12 protein-coding genes are annotated in these 17489 nt (G+C 64.1%); 6 read left to right on the forward strand and 6 right to left on the reverse strand.

Features of this window, described 5'->3' with window-relative positions:
• The first annotated feature begins 66 nt into the window (after nt 1-66).
• From ACYJ11_RS03195 to ACYJ11_RS03205, 3 genes are all read left to right on the forward strand, one after another.
• On the forward strand, nt 67-843 hold the full coding sequence (locus ACYJ11_RS03195; RefSeq protein ID WP_005537623.1) for an SDR family oxidoreductase: 777 nt from the start codon (nt 67-69) through the stop codon (nt 841-843).
• A 248-nt stretch (nt 844-1091) separates the two neighbouring features.
• A complete protein-coding gene (locus ACYJ11_RS03200) occupies nt 1092-2309 on the forward strand; it encodes an FAD-dependent oxidoreductase (protein WP_461646698.1) in 1218 nt (405 codons plus the stop codon).
• Between the two features lie 88 nt (nt 2310-2397).
• A complete protein-coding gene (locus ACYJ11_RS03205) occupies nt 2398-3249 on the forward strand; it encodes a translation initiation factor eIF-2B (RefSeq protein WP_461646699.1) in 852 nt (283 codons plus the stop codon).
• 6 nt (nt 3250-3255) lie between these two features.
• On the opposite strand, the gene malQ is transcribed toward ACYJ11_RS03205, so the two are convergent.
• Nucleotides 3256-4746, reverse strand: a complete 1491-nt coding sequence (gene malQ, locus ACYJ11_RS03210; RefSeq protein ID WP_461646700.1) for a 4-alpha-glucanotransferase — start codon at nt 4744-4746, stop codon at nt 3256-3258.
• A gap of 141 nt (nt 4747-4887) precedes the next feature.
• On the opposite strand from malQ, the gene ACYJ11_RS03215 reads away from it, so the two are divergent.
• A complete protein-coding gene (locus ACYJ11_RS03215; RefSeq protein WP_461647366.1) occupies nt 4888-5943 on the forward strand; it encodes a glycosyltransferase family 4 protein in 1056 nt (351 codons plus the stop codon).
• Nucleotides 5944-5953: 10 nt separating this feature from the next.
• Here ACYJ11_RS03215 and ACYJ11_RS03220 read toward each other — a convergent pair whose 3' ends face one another.
• The 4 genes from ACYJ11_RS03220 to malA form a co-directional block, all read right to left on the reverse strand.
• The gene (locus ACYJ11_RS03220; protein ID WP_005537614.1) at nt 5954-6283 is read right to left on the reverse strand and encodes a DUF7510 family protein; all 330 of its coding nucleotides are present in this window, start codon (nt 6281-6283) and stop codon (nt 5954-5956) included.
• Nucleotides 6284-6411: 128 nt separating this feature from the next.
• Nucleotides 6412-7356: a sugar phosphate nucleotidyltransferase gene (locus tag ACYJ11_RS03225; protein WP_461646701.1), complete on the reverse strand. Its 945-nt coding sequence runs from the start codon at nt 7354-7356 to the stop codon at nt 6412-6414.
• Between the two features lie 50 nt (nt 7357-7406).
• A complete protein-coding gene (locus tag ACYJ11_RS03230; protein ID WP_461646702.1) occupies nt 7407-11942 on the reverse strand; it encodes a glycoside hydrolase family 15 protein in 4536 nt (1511 codons plus the stop codon).
• Between the two features lie 125 nt (nt 11943-12067).
• Nucleotides 12068-14071: an alpha-amylase MalA gene (malA, locus tag ACYJ11_RS03235; RefSeq protein ID WP_461646703.1), complete on the reverse strand. Its 2004-nt coding sequence runs from the start codon at nt 14069-14071 to the stop codon at nt 12068-12070.
• A gap of 97 nt (nt 14072-14168) precedes the next feature.
• Here malA and ACYJ11_RS03240 point away from each other — a divergent pair, with 97 nt between their 5' ends.
• Complete coding sequence (locus ACYJ11_RS03240; RefSeq protein WP_461646704.1) at nt 14169-14504, forward strand: hypothetical protein; 336 nt, start codon at nt 14169-14171, stop codon at nt 14502-14504.
• Nucleotides 14505-14986: 482 nt separating this feature from the next.
• Here the strand turns inward: ACYJ11_RS03240 and ACYJ11_RS03245 are convergent, their stop codons facing one another.
• Entirely contained in the window at nt 14987-15751 is a 765-nt protein-coding gene (locus ACYJ11_RS03245) for an IclR family transcriptional regulator (protein ID WP_461646705.1), read from the reverse strand.
• 412 nt (nt 15752-16163) lie between these two features.
• Between ACYJ11_RS03245 and aceB the strand changes: the two genes are divergently transcribed.
• Nucleotides 16164-17471 carry a malate synthase AceB gene (gene aceB, locus ACYJ11_RS03250; protein ID WP_461646706.1) on the forward strand — a complete coding sequence of 436 codons (1308 nt, stop codon included), beginning with the start codon at nt 16164-16166 and terminating at the stop codon, nt 17469-17471.
• Nucleotides 17472-17489 lie beyond the last annotated feature (18 nt).

Below are 17489 nucleotides of genomic sequence, written 5' to 3' on the forward strand. Positions count from 1 at the left end.
CCACCTTATAAATGGGCTTATCAGTAAGCAAAGCACGCTCGTGGCTGTCGCAGCTACTGAACACTGATGGCAGATAAATCCGAGACAGACGACGACCAGAGCACACAGCGACTTGCAGGCGACGTTGCGATTGTCACCGGCGCGTCATCGGGAATCGGTGAGGCGACTGCGGAGGCCCTCTCCGACGCGGGCGCGAGCGTCGTTCTCGCAGCCCGGCGCGCTGACGAACTGGAGGCCCTTGCGGACCGAATCGAGTCATCTGGTGGGGATGCGCTGGTTGTACCGACCGACGTCACCGACGAGGACGACATCGACTCGCTGGTCGAGGCGACAACAGACGAGTACGGTCGCATCGATATTCTCGTCAACAACGCCGGCGTGATGCTTCTCGAACCGTTGGAACGGGCAGACCGCTCGAACCTCCGACAGATGGTCGAGGTGAACCTGCTCGGACTGATGAACCTCACCCACGCGGTACTCCCGGTCATGCAAGAGCAGGAGAGTGGCCACATCGTCAACGTCTCCTCCGTCGCGGGACGCCGCGCGTCGGCCGATTCGAGCGGCTACAACGCGACGAAGTTCGGGGTGAACGCGTTCACTGAGGCAGTCCGGCAGGAAGTGACGACACAGGGCATCCGGACGACGGTTATCGAACCGGGGGCTGTCGATACGGAGCTCGCGACACACGTGCCGGACGAACAGGTGCTGGAGCGGTTCGCGGAGATGGACCTCCCGATGCTCCACCCCGACGATATCGCTCGTGGCATCGTGTACGCGACGAGCCAGCCCGCCCGCGTGGATGTGAACGAACTCCTGATCAGGCCGACCGGGCAGGATATCTGAGGCCGCCGCGGCGCTCGTCGAACGCGATGTAGCGACAGTCGGCTCGAAACGGCATCTCTGCTGTTTTTCCTGCGCGTGGTCGACGGTACTGGCCGCCGAAACCGGCTGTTAGTTGCTCGAAACAGTAGCACTGTTACGCCGTGTGCGTCGCCGTCGTTTGAGATGGGGACTGTCACTGAAACGGGTCGCACAGTTGCCGAAACCCCCGGTATCGGAGGACCCTTACGTCAGCTACCCTAATCATATACATGGCAATTGAGACGGATGTCCTCGTCGTCGGTGGTGGGGCGACCGGCGCTGGCGTCGCTCGTGACCTTGCACTCCGTGGCGTCGACGTGACGCTTGTTGAGCGGAACGGCCTGACAAGCGGTACCTCCGGGCGCTCACACGGACTGCTGCACAGCGGGGCCCGCTACGCCGAGGCGGATCAGATCGGTGCCGAGGAGTGCATCACCGAAAACCGGATACTCAAGGAAATCGCCGGAGAATGCATCCGTGACACCGGTGGGTTGTTCGTCCAGCTTGCCGGAGACGACCCTGACTACTTCGAGACCAAGCGGGCGGCCTGCGAGGAGATCGGTATTCCCGTAGAGACGCTGGACGCCGACGCGGCCCGTGAGCGCGTGCCCGACCTCGCGTCAGATGTCGAGCGCGCGTTCGAAGTTCCCGACGCCGTCATCTATCCGTCGCGGCTCGTCGCTGCGAACGCCGCAGACGCACGCGACCACGGCGCGGCGATACACCCACATGCGCCCGTCGAAGACGTACTCGTCGAAGACCAAGTCGCCGGTGTGCGGGTCGGCGGGACCGTCGAGGACACTATCGAAGCCGGCTACGTCGTCAATGCGACCGGTGCGTGGGCGGGCGAGTTCGCCGCACTGGCCGGCCTTGACGTCGAAATGCAACCGACGCGGGGCGTGATGGTCTCTGTCGAGTACGACGACCTCGGGCCGGTGCTCAACCGCTGTCGGGACCCCGACGACGGCGATATCGTCGTGCCACACGAGCGCGAGGCTGTCCTCGGGACGACGAGCGTGCCGGTCCGCAACCCGGACGAGTACGAGACGGAGCAGTGGGAAGTCGAAGAGAGTATCGAGGAATGTGCGGCGATGCTGCCGGCAGTCGCGGACGCGTCCGAAGTCCGGACTTGGTGGGGCGTCCGGCCGCTGTACGCGCCCGACGAGGCGGAGCGCGGCCGTGGTATCTCGCGGGGCTTCTTCCTGCTCGACCACGCCGACGACGGCGTCGACAACATGGCGAGCATCGTCGGCGGCAAGCTGACCACCTACCGACAGATGGCCGAGGCGACGGCCGACCTCGTCTGTGACGACCTCGGCGTCGACGCTGCCTGCCGGACTGCGGACCAGACACTCCCGAACGTCGACGACCCAGAACAACTGGACGCGCTCGTGGCCGAGTTCGACGGGCAGGGCCCGACTGACGAAGACGTGGTCGGGTCAGCGTAACCACGCTCATTGTTGCCCTGACCCAAGCCGAGAAAGAGGACTATCGGCTGACTGTACCGTTATAAGGGTGGCAGCCGCACATGCTCTCATGATAAACGAGACCGTGCGGCAGATCGAGGAGATGGAAACACAGAGCTCCTCGATTGCCGCCGTGAAAGCCGCCAAGGCGCTCCGCGAACTGACAGACCGCGAGTGCCACACGGTCGAGGACTTCCTTCGCGTCGTCGAGCGCAACAGCAGCGCACTCCAGCGGGCGAACCGCTCGCACGCGCCTCTGTACACCACGCAGCAACGCATCGTGACGGATCTGAAAGACGCCGACCTCGACTCTGTCTCGGCGGCCAAGGAGCGACTGCTCGACACGATCGACGAGGTCGTCACGGAAATCGAGACCAGCAAGGACCGCGCGGCGGAGCGAGCGGCGACGCTCATCGACGACGGCGACGTACTGGTGACACACGAGAACTCCTCGACGGTGATGGCGACGCTCATGGCGGCGCTGGACGACGGCAAGGAATTCCATCTGTACGCGAGGGAGTCCCGGCCGCATTTCCTGGGCCGACGGACAGCCCGCCAGCTGGCCGACCGCGACGGGGCCGACGTGACGCTCATCGTCGACGGTGCAGCGGGCCACTACCTTTCGGAGGCCGACCGCGTCTTCGTCGGCATGAACTGCCTCATCGACGACACGGTGTACAACCGTATCGGAACACTACCGCTGGCCGCGACGGCTAACGAGATGGATGTTCCCGTGACTGTCGTCGGAACCTCGTCGAAGTTCATCGGTAGCGGCTTCTCCTTCAGAAACACGTTCCGGCAAGGTTCGGACGTGATGCTCGAACCGCCGGAGGGGTTCGACATCGGCAATCCGGGCTACGACGCGACGCCGACCCGCCTGCTCGATACGGTTGTCACGGAGGACGGCATCCTGCAGTTCTGAAGGGTCTTATCGGATTGTCCTGTCGGTGACCTGGCGGAGCCGCTCGGCAACGTCGGCGTCAAGCGCGGCTTCGGTCACCCGCCACTGCCAGTTCCCGGTCGCCGTGCCGGGGACATTGAACCGTGCGTCACTACCGAGGCCGAGCAAGTCCTGCATGGTCGTCATCGCGACGACGGCGTTCGAGTTCCACACCGCCTCGATCAGGTCCCAGTTGATTTCCTCCCCGTCAGTGCCGAGGTTGTACTGGAGGCAGTCACGCTGGCGATCCGAAAGGCCGCGATAGTAGCCGACGATGGTGTCCGTGTCGTGGGTCGACGTGTAGCCGACGGCCGACTCCGGGTAGTGCATCGGCTGGTACATGTGCCCTTCTTCGCACCAGTCGGCGTACTGCGGGACCCGCATCCCGGGGAAGCCGAACTCGTCCCGGAGCGCGACGATACTCTCGTCGAGAAAGCCAAGATCCTCGACGAAAAACGGGAGGTCTCCGAGCCTGTCCCTAACTGTCTCGAAGAAGTGCGCGCCGGGGCCGTCGCGCCACTGCCCGGCGGCCGGGTCGTCCGCCGCTGCGGGAATCGACCAGAACTCGTCGAAGCCCTTGAAGTGGTCGATGCGGGCGATGTCGACGAGGTCGAACAGCCGCTCGAACCGGTCGACCCACCAGCCGTAGTCGTTCGCACGGAGCGTCTCCCAGTCATAGACGGGATTCCCCCATCGCTGTCCGTCGTCGCCGGGATTTGGCGGAACGCCGGCCACTTCCGCAGGCTGGTGGCCGTCGTCGAGTCGGAACACCTCGGGATGCGCCCAGACGTCCGCCGAATCGAGGCCGACGTAGATGGGGAGGTCGCCGACGAGGCCGATATCCCGCTCGGCCGCATACTCGGCTAGTGCCTGCCACTGGCTATCGAAACACCACTGGACGAACTTGTGGTAGCGGATGTCGTCGGCCAGTTCCTCCTGATATCGCTCCATTGCCGCTGGCTCGCGCGTTCTGATGTCGTCCGGCCAGTCCATCCAGCCGGCATCGTCGAACTCGGTTTTCAGTGCCGTGAACAGCGCGTAGTCGTCCAGCCAGCCCGCCTCACGCTCACAGAACTCGGCAAACGACTGCTGGTCTGCGTCGCTTGCGCTCTCGTCGAAGGCGGTGTGCGCGTCTCGGAGTCGGGCCTTCTTGAACTCGGTCACGCGATCGTAGTTGACGTGCTCTTGTGAGAGGTCCTCCGGTGGTTCGATATCGCCCTCGGTTAGATACCCGCGGTCGACAAGCTTGCGGAGGTCGATGAGCAGCGGGTTCCCGGCGAAAGCAGACGACGACTGGTACGGGGAGTTCCCGTGGATGCTCGCCGTGGGTCCGAAGGGGCAGAACTGCCACAGCGACTGGTCCGCCCGGTCGAGGAAGTCGACGAACGCCCGCGCTCCGGCACCGAGATCACCGATACCGTGTGGCCCCGGGAGCGACGTCAGGTGGAGGAACACGCCACTCTGCCGTTGGAATTGCATACGCACCTGTTGCCCTGACAGGCATTTCAATGGGCGGGGTTGTTGACTGCTGTTGTAACTGCTTGAGGGTCCAGAGAGCGGCGCACGCAAACATATATATTGTATCCATTTGATGCTACGATGAGTGAGCCAGTAACAGAGATGCCACCGAACGTTCTGATGCTTGGCTGGGGGTTCCCACCCAACATCACCGGCGGGCTTGATACCGCTATCGGGGAGCTGTTCGAACAGCTCGAACCGAGAGACGATGTCGAGTTCGAGCTGGTGTTACCCGCGGAGTACGCGCCGCCGGACCGCGACGGCATCCACGGCGTCTCGACGGGGAGCGGTGACATCATCACCCGCATCGGCCGGCTGGCCGGGGAGTTCGCCGACAAGGCGGCCGACGCCGACATCATCCACACGAACGACTGGTTCGGCTACAACCCCGGATCACGGGCCAAATCGTCCCACGACCTCGAATGGATCTCGACGTTCCACTCGCTGTCGGCGGACCGTAACGTGACGCCGCCACAGCGGGAAGTCGAGACGGAACAGCGGGTCGCGAACCGCTCGGACCACCTCGTCGCGGTGAGCAAATTCACACAACGGCGGATCCGTGAGCAGTACGACGCCGACTCGACGGTCATCTACAACGGGTTCTCGTCGGTAGAGCCGACGGGCCGGGATATCAAGGCGGAGCTTGGTATCGACGGGAAGATGCTGTTTTTCGTCGGCCGGCACACCGACCAGAAGGGGCTGTCGTACCTGCTGTACGCGCTCTCGAAGCTCGGCCGGGACGACGTGAGTCTGGTGCTTGGCGGCTCGGGCCATCTCACCGAACAGCTCGAACGGTTCGCCGAGCTGCTGGGCGTCGAGGATCGGGTCTACTTCCCGGGGTATCTCCCCCAGTCGGAACTCGGAGACTACTACAACAGCGCCGACCTGTTCGTCTCGCCGTCGCTAGCGGAACCGTTCGGCATCACTATCGTCGAAGCGCTGTCGGTCGGGACGCGCGTCGTCGCCTGCGAGAGCGGGGCCGCGGAACTTCTCAACGAAGACTGTGTCATCGAGGTCGAACCCGATTCGGACTCTATCGCCGAGGGGATCGAGCACGCGCTATCGCTGTCGACACCCATCGAGTACGACGTTCGGACCTGGGGCGAAGTCGCTGACGAACACGTCGAGTTCTACCACGAGGTTCTGAACGGGGCCTGACCGGCCGCGATCAGCGGAGGAAGCGAACGTCCGTGACCGGTTCCGGATGAACGATCAGGTAGCCGTCGGCGGTTGGCTCCAGTCCCGTCACGGACGTTGTGTCCGTCTGCGTCCGATACGGGCTATCGGCGGTCCCGTCAGCCGACTGGTAGGGGCTGTCGTAGGGTGTCTGCCTGTCCTCCGGCGGCCGGTCGAAATCCTCCGGCGGCAGGTATATCTTCTCGCCCGATTTCGAGCGGACCACGACGGCCGTGTCGCGGTCGCCCGAGACGTCGATTCTGGTCCGGCCGTCGTCGATTGTCATCTCGAACGTGACTGGCTCCGTTTCTGTTTGTGCCATGTTGTCAGGTATCTCTCGTACGGCGAGTAAACGACGCTGTGTCACTTAGTCCTTCGCCAGCGGTCCGGTGACCGAGGGCGGGCCGTACCGAATCCCACGCCCGAGCAGTCGCTCGGGTGAGCGAGCCATCAGCGGTTGATGATGAGCGACCCTGACATGTTGTACCCTTCGACGTGGACGTCTTCACCGAGAATCGTTTCGTCGAGGTCGCAGTCGTTGACCTCGGCGTCCGGGAAGACGATGGTCCGGTCGAGGCTGCTGTCGGTCACTTCTGCGCCGGCCATCACGTGGACGGTGTCACCGATCTCGGAGTTCTCGACGGTCGCGTCGGGGTGGATGAGCGACCCGCCGTCGAGTTTCCACTCGACGGTCTCGAAGTACGACTCGGGTGTCCCGATGTCGAACCAGACATCGTCGAACGTGAACGCGGACACCGGTTCCTGCTGTTGCAGCCAGTCGATGTACCAGCCCGGTTCGTCGGGGTTGTTGTCGCCCGAGAGGTACTCCTCGAAGCGGAGCGAGTCGGCCGGGAAGGCGTAACAGGCAATCGAGACGAGCGTGCTGTTGGGATGGTCAGGTTTCTCCTGAAAGTCGATGACGCGCTCGCCGTCGAGTTCGACCAGTCCGTAGGACTTGGCTTTCTCCCGCGAGCCCACGTCGTAGGCGGCCAGTGCCGGCCCGTCGCGCGCCTCGAAGAAGTCGAGGAACTCCGAGGGGTCGAAGCCGATCAGGTTGTCGCCGCCGATGATGAACAGGTCGTCGTCGATACCTTCGCGGTCGATCAGTTGTGCGAGCGCGCCGACGACGCCGAACTTCTCGTCTTCGTCAGCCGTACTCTCGACGGAGAGTTGGACTTTTTCATAGCCCATCTCGTCGATGTGGGCTTCGAACTCGTCGGCGAAGGCCTCGTTCGTGCTGAGGTACGTCGTCCCGATTCGGTCGTCGTCTTCCAGTGACTGGAGAACGCCGTCGATAACGGTCGTTTCACCGACCGGGAGTAGCATTTTCGGCAGACGTCGCGTGATCGGCCACAACCGTGTCGCGTAGCCGCCAGCTAAAACTATCGCGTCCATATCCCACAGTCAGACCCGAATTATAAAGTGGTAACTACTTGTTGGATTTCCTATAGGTTTAGCTGCCAGACAGTTGTTCCGGCAGTGACCAGATCCTCGTCGTCCGCGGCGGCGACGATCACCTGGTTCTCACCGGGGTCGACGTCGACCGCGACCTCGAATTCACGGTCCTCGACGGGGATGTACGTGATGTCGGCAGGGGTCTTGACGACGACACAGACGCCGGTCGTCTCGCCGGAGACGACCAGTTCGTTCCCGCGGAACTGCGTGTCGACGCGGAGTGCGGGGCTGCGGTCGGGCGTGTGCGCGCGCCGCTCCCGATAGCGGTCGTCGACGAACGCGGGCGTCTCGACCGGTTCGCCGGCGCTGATGCCGTGGGCCAGCCGCACGTACTGGGCCATCGACCACGCCAGCGGCGTCGCCGAGCCGGTCCCTTCGGCGAATTCCCAGTCGTACTCGGTCGCGTGGCCCCGGTCCCAGATCTGTTCGGCGATCATCCGGCCCGAGTTCGCCACGTCCTGCATCATTCGGAGACCGTTCTCGGGCGGGATGTCCGGGTCGTCACGATGGAGTTCGTACTCGGCGCGCTCGCCGGTGAGCAGTGGCCAGAGGCGACCCTTCCCCTTGTGTTCGACCGTCCACGGCGCGCCCTGGTCGTCCCGGCCACGCTCGCCGTAGCCGTCACCGTTGTACCGGTAGAACCCGGGCGCGTACTCCGTGTCGACGCTGATCGTGTCGTCGACTTCGACGAGCGAGTTCCGGATCGTTTCGTCGTCGTCGGGCTTGATGCCCAGCCGGACGAGTTCGAGGAAGCCGCCGTCGATGATGTTGCGTTCGTCGAGCGTCGGACCGTCGTTGGCGAGCGTCCGGAGGTGTCCCATCTCGGGGTTGCCATCGAGCGTGATCCGCGTGTAGTAGGGCGTGTTGGTGTGGCGCTCGGTCCCGGTCTCGGTCGCGGTCCAGGCCTCGACGTTGTTCGCCCACTGGTCAGCCAGCGACAGCCAGACGAGCGCGTCGGCCTCGTGACCGGTGTCCAGCGCGAGCTTCGCCGCACACGCGAGCCCCGCGATTTCGGCCGCAATCGAGGACGGCGAGAAGCCGGCCTCCTCCTCCCAGCGCTCCTGTGCAGTCTCGGGGCCGTGGCGGACGACGTACTCGGCCGACCGCCGGACGTTCTCGTAGCTGTACTCGACGTCCTCGAAGTCGACGCCGCTCTCGGCGAGGCGGTAGGCCATCACCTGCGGGAACGAGATGTTGTCCATCTGCTCGCCGCCCCAGCGGGTCGTCCCGTTGATGTAGGTGTTCTGTGGGATGAAGCCGGCCTCGTCCTGCTGGTACTGGTAGATGTACTCCAGCTGGTCCGTCGCGATATCTAGGGACCCGATGGCGTCGAACACGCTGAACACCTGGTACAGGTCCCGGGACCAGACGAAATTGTACCCGTAACCCTTGGGCTCCTCGGCGTGGACGGCCTCGCCCCACGGCACTGACGGCGAGGCGATAGACGCCCCGTGGTAGGTCTTGTCCTCCACGGCCAGAAGCGTCATCAGCGCGGTTCTGTACTGGTTCGCCAGCGCGTCGTCGTCAGCGACCGAGTCCGGGAGCTGCTTGTCCGAAAGGAAGTCGCCCCAGCTGTCAGCGTACTCGGCACTGACCGTCTCGTAGCCGCGGTCGAGCGCGCCGTCGGCTTCGCCCAGCGCGGCGGCGGTGTCAGCCTGTCGCGCGAAGCCAAGCGCAACCGTGTCGCTGACTCTGGTTCCCGAATCCAGCCGACCGATGAGGACGAGGTTCGTCCCGTCGATGGACTCGACCGGGTCCGGGAGATCACCGTCGGAGTACAGCCCGTCGAGGTGGTCGCTGCCGGCCGCACCGACGGTTGCCCAGTCGAAGCGCCCGGCCGCGGCCATCGCCACGGCGATAGAGTAGGCGTCGCCGTTCTCGTCGACGAGCAAGTCGTTGTCCGTCTGGTCGGTGTAGGCGCGGGGGTTCCGACCGACGAGGTGGTAGCTCCCGGGCTGACCGTATCTGATGGCACGGTCCTCGGTGACCGTGCTCGTGAGTGCGATGTCTGCGACGGAGAACACGTCGTATGATTTGCCGTCGTCGGCGCTGAAAGACACGTCGGCGACGATGGCGTCGTGTTCGGGGTCGGTCGCGTAGTCGACGGTGAGCGTCCACTCGTGGCCCTGGCCGTCGCCGGTCTCGGTGAAAACGTGGCGATAGAGCAGCGCCTCGTCGTCGACGGGTTCGACGCGTCGCCTGACGCTGTCGTCGGTCCGGCGGTTCTCGCGGTGGGTCCGGACGGCGTAATCCGTCTCGTCCGTACACCGGACCAGGAAATCCAGCGTCCGCAGGTTCATCAGGTCGACCTGCGGGTAGCGGGCCTCCGTCAGCGCGCCCTCGGTGAGCGTGAACCAGACGCGCGAGGGGTCCTGCTCGTCGTGGTCGGCGACGGTACCGACGCCGTACTTCTCCCCGGTGGTCCAGGTCGGGCGCTCGCTCGGCCCCTCAGTCCCGGCCGATGTCGTCGGGAGCGCGTTGAGTTCGCCCAGCCGTGCGGTCGCGTGAAGCCGCAACGCGTGGGACCAGCCAAGCGGCGTCGCGCTGTCGAGAGCGCCGTCGTCGAAGGCCTGTTCGGCGAGGTAGCCGGCGTCGGTCGTGAGCGGTCCGTCCTCTTCGAGCAGTTCGTACAGGTCGCTCGCACGGTCGAGGTAGGCGTCGCCGCCCTCGCCGCGGTCGTTCAGCATGTCGCCGACGCGGGCGGCGGCGAGTGCCCCCATCGCCGTCGTGACGGTCCAGATCTTCTCGCTGTCCTGGTGGCCGGTCCGCCAACGGTCGCCCTCGTAGCGGGCCAGTCCCGCGACCCGGCTCTCTGTGGGGTTCCGGAAGAGCGTGTCAAGCGTCGTACTCACGTGGTCTGCCAGCCGAGTGAGATGCTGATCAGTAAGCGCGGTCGACTCGACGCTGTCGTACTCTTGCAGCGCATCTGCGAGATGGAGCCCCGCAGCGTCGATACGGTGGTCCGGCGTGCCGTTCGTTAGCCCCATCACGTACACGCCCAGATCTTCGTCCCAGAGCGTCTCCAGCCCGTCGAGCAACCGATCGGCTGCCGCCAGACTCCGCTCGCAAACCGACTCGGCCATCGGGGCGCGAGCCACCGCGGCGAAGGCCTCGATGAACGTCGCAGTGGTGTGCGTGAACTGGCCGACCGAGTCCTCCCAGACGTTCTGACACGACTCAGGCAGGTCGTTGGCCGCGATGTCTTGGACGAGCGTATCGACGGCCGCCTCGATAGTCCCTCGAACCGTTGCGGTCAGTTCGGCGTCCATCTTACTGCGGTGCGTTCGCAGCAACGTCGCGAGGAAGGCGGTGACGGTCGCGGTCTGGTCGGCCTGATACTCCGGCGATTCGGCGTTGTGCTCGACTCTGGCGTTTGCCCAGCCCGGCGCGATGTCCCCGGTATCGGCCCAGACGCGGTGGGGCCACCGCCCGTCGGAGAGCTGGCTGTCACAGAGGAATTCCGCGCTCTCGAGCAACATCTCCACGGTGTCGACATCGAGTCGGGACCCGGCTTCGAGCAGATGCCGGGAGACGGAGGCGTCGTCGCGGAACCAGACGTAGCCGTAGCCGCCGGAGTTCGAGTAGAACGGGTCGAACTCCGGGGCAGCGATGCGGCCGCCTGTCGGCGAGGACAGCAGGTCGAGCACCCGCAGGTCCATCCGTATCGAGTCCGAGCGTGGCATGGCTTCGACCACGTCGATGCGCGTTCGCTCCCGTCCGGCCTGCCGGAGGTCGTCGGAGGTCGTGTGCTCCGTCACGCAGTCGGCGAGGTCGAGCAGTGCCGTCTCCCGGTCGACCTCGTCGTGGTTCGAGAGCTGACTGACCAGCGTCGTGTCCTTGCTGCGTCCGGATCGGTCGAGTGGCGCGGTCACGAGGAAGTCGCCGGTGAGGCGGGTCTGGTCGCGTCGTTCGACCGGCTCCGACCGAGGGAACTCGATCGGGCTGTCCGCAAGTATCTCGGCGAGGCGTTCCGGTCGCTGCCCGGCGACGGCGTCCAGCCCGGTCGACGAGGCGAGGTAATCGTGCTCTCGCCGGTGGTACACTTCAAGCACCCGCGAGTCGTCGGGTCCGGCATCCTCGTGAATCAGCGAGCCGACGCCGCTGTCGCTGCTATCGGGGGCCAGCGTGACGAACGCCACGAGTTTGGCGTTCTGTGGAACCGCCCCGCGCATCGCGACGTGCGTGACGTGTGCCCGTCCCAGCGTCAGGTCGTACTGGTGGACCGTGAACGATCCCGCGTCGTATTCGGTCTCGACGAGTCGTGTCTCGCGGTAGTAGTGCTGTCGGATCGTCTCCAAGTCACTGAACCACCGTGTCTCGTCTCCAAGCATAACTCCGAGTCGGGAGCGGTCGATACCGGAGAGCCCGGAGAGCGAGTCGGAATAATCCTTTAGCGTTCCGTCTTCGCCGACGTGTACGAGTCGATCACCGTGCCCCGAGAAAGAGCCTGAAACAGTCCTGCGCTCCTCTGGAAAGCGCTCGTGACGAGTCCGCTTGTATTCGTTGAGCGCTGTCGAAAGCCGCATACACATCAAAGCAGACCAATCTCTATAAACTCCTGTGGTTCGGACAAATTAGTGATACTTCGGGGCCACGACTGTGTACCCCAAGAGGGCGGGCCGCTGATGCTGAACGGGCCCGGTCGCTTGGACTACTGATTCAGATTGCTCTTGTCAGTCGGGAACACGCCCACGCTATCGACTGTAACGGTCGTGTCCCCGTCACCAGCCCCCCCACGGTGCTCCCCGGAAACGAGGTCGGTGTCGTCGGTCCCGACCGGTAGCTCGACCGTCGTCGGCTCGCTGCTGAAGTTGAGCACTACGACAGCCGCGTCCTCGTCAGTCGTCCGAGCGTACGCGACGACGCGGTCGGACGGCCCGTCTCGGACCTCGTACGGGATTCGGACGAGGTCCGCATCCGCCGACAGCGCCGGCTGGTCGTGTCTGGTTGCCGAAAGGTCGCTGACGAACGACTGGAGCGTCTCGTCGGCGTGGTCCCACGCGAGGTCGTCGCGCCGGCCGCGCTGGCCGAACTCCTGGCCGGCGTACAACAATGGCGCGCCCGGGAGCGTGAACAGCGCGCCCGCGGCAGCCTCGGCGGCATCCCGTCCGTAATCGACGATATAGCGCGTCTCGTCGTGGTTTTCCGCGTACAGCATGAACGACGCGTGCTCCGGGAAGCCGATCTCCGCTCGCCCTTCGATAGCACTGAGGACCGCCTCGGCATCGCCGCCGCCCCCGACCTGCCGGAGCGCGGCGTAGGTCGTCGAGTCGAAGTGCATGTCGAACAGCCCGGCCTGGAAGTCGGGGATGTACGGGATGGTCTCGTCCAGAAGCAGGAACTCGCTGTCGCGGTCCTTGCAGTAGTCGTGGATCTCGCGCCAGAAGCTGTTCGGGACGGCCCAGGCCATGTCACAGCGGAACCCGTCGACCAGTTCGGCCCACTGGGCGACCGCATCGAGCAGGTGCCGGCGGACCGGCAGGTGATCGAAGTTGAAGTTAGCGATATGCTCCCACTCGAAGTACGTCTCCGGTTCGGTGTCGCTTCGCCACTCGTACCACTCTCGATAGTCGGCGTCCGGCCCTTCCACGGCGGACTCGAAGTAGGGGTGGGTCCGGGCCGAGTGGTTGCAGACGAGGTCGAACAGCACCTTGAACCCACGGTCGTGAGCTGCCTCGATGAACCGCTCGTAGTCCGCGCGGGTACCCAGATCCGACGCGATCTCGAAGAAGTCAGTGATGTTGTAGCCGTGCGGTGCGTGGTCGTTCTGTAACACCGGCGTGAGCCAGATGACATCGACGCCGAGCGAGTCAAGGTAGTCCAGCCGGTCGATGATCGCGTCGAACGGCGAATCGTCGCCCTCGCCAGCGAACGTGCGGACGTAGATCTCGTAGATGACCGAGTCCTCGGCCCATGCCGGCGCGTCGTACGGGCGTCTGGCGGCGACCCCTGCGCCGCTCACCACCGTCTCGACACCGTCCCCGTTGCGAGTGAACTCGACGGCGTCGGGCACGCTGTAGCCGTAGTCCCCGACAGCAACGGCGTGGATACGAGCGCGGTCCGGGAGCGCGTCCAGCGGAATCCGGAGGTCCGTCCCGTCCCGGGTCACCGCGTCGGCGTCGATGTCGTCGCGGTCGTCCAGCAGGAACTCGACGGCGAGGTCGCCGGCCGTCTCGGTCCCCTCCGGATGGGCGCTGCAGTCCGCGCGGACGACGGCCTCGTCGCCCTCGATTTCCGGCCGCAATGTCAGACGCGGCCGACCGCCGCCACCCCCGCCGTCGCTGCCGTCCCCTGCCTGTGTGTACTCGCCGCTCCCGCTGAGCCCGGAGCCGCTTTGCCCACCGGAGACGCCACCGCTTCGCTCGCCTGAGCGACCGGACAGTCCGGAGGTGTGTGTCCCGCCCGATTTGAGGGTCCCAGGGAACGCGCGGACGGTGAGGTCGTGCTTGCCGTCCGGTGCGCTGAGGCGGATGACATATCTACCCGGCGTGTCGGGGACGAACTGTTCGACCGGGTCATCTCCGAGTGTGGCGGTTGACTGTACTGGTGCGCGCGCGACGTGCCAACTGTACGTCGCTGTTGGGTCCGGGTCCCGGGGTGCGAGCTCGATCTCGTCACCCGTCGCCACGAACCGCGGCGGTCCAGGATGGTGCATAGGTGCACTGCGATTGTCAGTGTCTTTGTACTTGGGGTAGCCGCGAGCGTCCCGCCGCCAGCGGCATTACTTTTTGACTATGGCGTGTACCGCCCCTGTGCCCGACTACCGACGCGATGCCGGGTTCGCGCTGCTCTGTGGACTTGTACTCGTCATGTATCTCCGCCAAACGGACGCGCTCGACACGCTCTGGGCCGAATCTGCTATCGCTGTCGGCGTGGCCGGCGCACTGGGTGTCGAGGCGCTGTTCGTGCTCGATACGCCCGTCGCGTCGCTGTGGGAGCGCCGCGGCGTGCGGACGGGTTCGGCTGTCGCGCTCCTGACCTGCGCTTTGGTGCTCGCCGCTCTCGTAGGGCCGGTCGTCGTCGCCGCGGCGTGTTGGGGATTCGTGACGTACTTCGCTCTTCTCGCCGTGAGTCTGTGTTACCAGTGATCGTTCGCCCCCACAGGAACAACGCCGGTCGATGGGAGTGGCAGATGATTTTCCAGCGATGCACCCGGTATTCCGGATAGTTACAGGTGATATCAGCGGTATAGCCATACGCATAGCTGCCGAACCGTAACCCGATCCTAGACTTTCTATATCCGCCTTTGTGTACTCAGTACAGATACGCAACTATACCCATCCTATCGGACCTATAACGAGGCCATATAATATCTATTTTTACCACTTAATCTGGTATTTAGGTTTTCATGTCCAAATCAGGGTCAGAAACATCTAAGATGACATTCTATAGCCTAGTATAGGGATAGTATAGAGGTAGAGCTGCAGGATATCTCTCTAACTCAGTCCACCTTGTCTATCACAGATAGCTGACACTCGATTTCCGAATAACAACTGTACTGGTATTAGATTCCACCAGACCCCAGCTGTCAACGATGGATGGCGGCTGTTCTGTTAATAACGCAGAGCGGTTATTCGTGGGCCAGATTGACCTCGATGACGTTGGCAGCCTGCTTCACCGTATCGATCAGTTGGGCTTTGCGGCCAGGGGACTGCAGTCGGTTGATAGGCGCGGTGATACTGATGGCGGCCTCGCGGCGGTCGCCGGTATCGATGGGGACCCCAACACAGCCGGTTCCATCGACCCGCTCCTCGGTGTCGTCGGCGACGCCGCGTTCTCGGATCGTCTCCAGTTCCGCGAACAGCGTCTCGCGGTCTGTAATAGTGTTGTCCGTCTCGGCCGGCAGCCCCCGGGTCTCGATGATTTCTGTGACCCGGTCATCGTCGAAACTCGACAGGAGGGCTTTGCCGATGGCGGTCTTGTGGAGGTGAATCCGCTTCCCGAGACGCGTATCGAGCGCGACTGCCTGATCGCCGCTGGTCGTGTGGATGTAGATACCGTAACCCTGCTCTTCGATCATCAGGTTCGCCAACTCGCCGGTCTCGACGGCCATCCGCCTGACCTCGGGCTTTGCGACCTCATAGATGCCGTCGTAGCGCTGTGCCATGCCGCCGAACTCCAGCCACCGGAGCCCGATGCGATACTCGCCGTCCCGTTCCACGACCAGGCCCTCGTCTTCCAGCGTCACCAGGTGTTTGTATATCGTGCTCTTGGCCGGCTCCAGCGAGTCGGCGAGTTCGACCAGCGTGGCACTCCCGCCGAGGTCTTTGATACCAGAGAGGACCGACAGCGAGGTCTGTGTCGCCCGGACCGAGTCCGTTTTTGCCCGTGTCATTAGACACCAGTTCTGGTGCCGCTCGAATAAAATTGCCGTATCGGCTGTGACAACCGCTCTGCGGTGACTTCCGAGACAGGACGTACCCGAAATAGGCGTCATTCGGCTCCATGCCCGGCACAGATATTCGAAAAGACGAAACAGAAAGTGGAGTTTGCTGGGGTGAAAACAGCGGCCGAATTTGCTGGGAGTTCGTGATGTGGCGACTGAACGGCCACGAGATGCCGACAGATCAGTGTGCACCACTGACCGTTATGTCGCTCGGATGAACAGATGATCGAATGTAATATAGCACGAATATTTCGCATTTCCGAATCTGCTGAGAGACGGTGGAACGACCACGCTGGTCGATGTTTCGGCCGGAGACGGACGGTAGATTTAAGCGGTTTCGCTGGATTCTTTGAGACGAGTTATGAGTGTGACGCGACACTACGACCGCGAGTTCGTTAGAACGTTCTTTACCTCTCCGACAGCAGTCGACGGGGAGGACGACTCAGCGAAGATGCTACGAAGCGCCGGCCAGCTCCGTGGCCTGCAGGCCCCGGATGTCTGGGTTCCGGACAACGAGGACGCGACGGCACCGAACATGCGCGACGAGGGTGTCGAGAACATCATCGAGGTCGTCGCCAATCAGGGCGCCGAGTTCCCCGGTGAGATCCACCCGCGCGTCGTCTGGCACCGCGAGTCGCCGTCGACCCGCTATCAGGGCTTCCAGCAGATGCTCGAAATCACCGACCCCGAAAACGGGGCGGTCGAACACATCGACGGCTTCGTCATTCCGGAGGTCGGCGACATCGACGACTGGAAGAAGGCCGATGAGTTCTTCACCATCATCGAGAACGAACACGGGCTCGAAGAGGGGAGCCTCTCCATGTCAGTCATCGTCGAGAGCGGCGAGGCCGAACTGGCGATGGGTGACCTGCGGGACGAGATGGGCAAGCCCTCGAACAACCTCGAACGCATGTTCCTGCTCGTCGACGGCGAGGTCGACTACACGAAGGACATGCGCGCGATGACGCCCACCGGCGAACTCCCGCCGTGGCCGGAACTGCGCCACAACACCTCCCGGGGTGCCAGCGCCGCGGGCCTCATCGCCGTCGACGGCCCGTACGACGACATCCGGGACGTCGAGGGGTACCGCGAGCGGATGAAGGACAACCGCGCGAAGGGGATGACTGGCATCTGGTCGCTGACGCCGGGGCAAATCGTGGAGGCGAACACTGCTCCGCTCCCGCCGAAGACTGGCAGCTGGCTCCTCGAAGCCGGCGGTCAGGAAGTCGAACTCGAAGCACAGGACGGCAAGCAGGTGTACGACGGCGACGACCTCTCGCTGGAGGCGGACGGCGACGGCGGCTACGTCCTGCAGGCGGGCGGTGAGCGACTGGAACTGGACGAGGACGAACTCACCGAGGAACTGCTCGACCGCACCGCGTATATCCCCAGCATGAACGACATCGTCGACTCCATGGAAGAGTTCGAGGCCGCGAAGGCGGCCGGCAAGGGAGCCATCGCGATGACCCAGGCCGCGACGCTGGTCATCGACGGCGTCGAAGTCGATATCAGTAAAGACCGGATGTGGGACGAAGCCACCTATCAGGCCGCACAGACGCCCATTACGCTGTTCCAGGACGTGTACGAGCACCGGCCGGACCAGCATGAGGAACTGGAGGAGATGTACGGCGCCGACATCGTCGAACGCGCCGCGGCCGTCGGGAACTGACGGTCGGACTCAGTATTT

The organism is Haloarcula sp. H-GB5 (genome assembly GCF_054850705.1).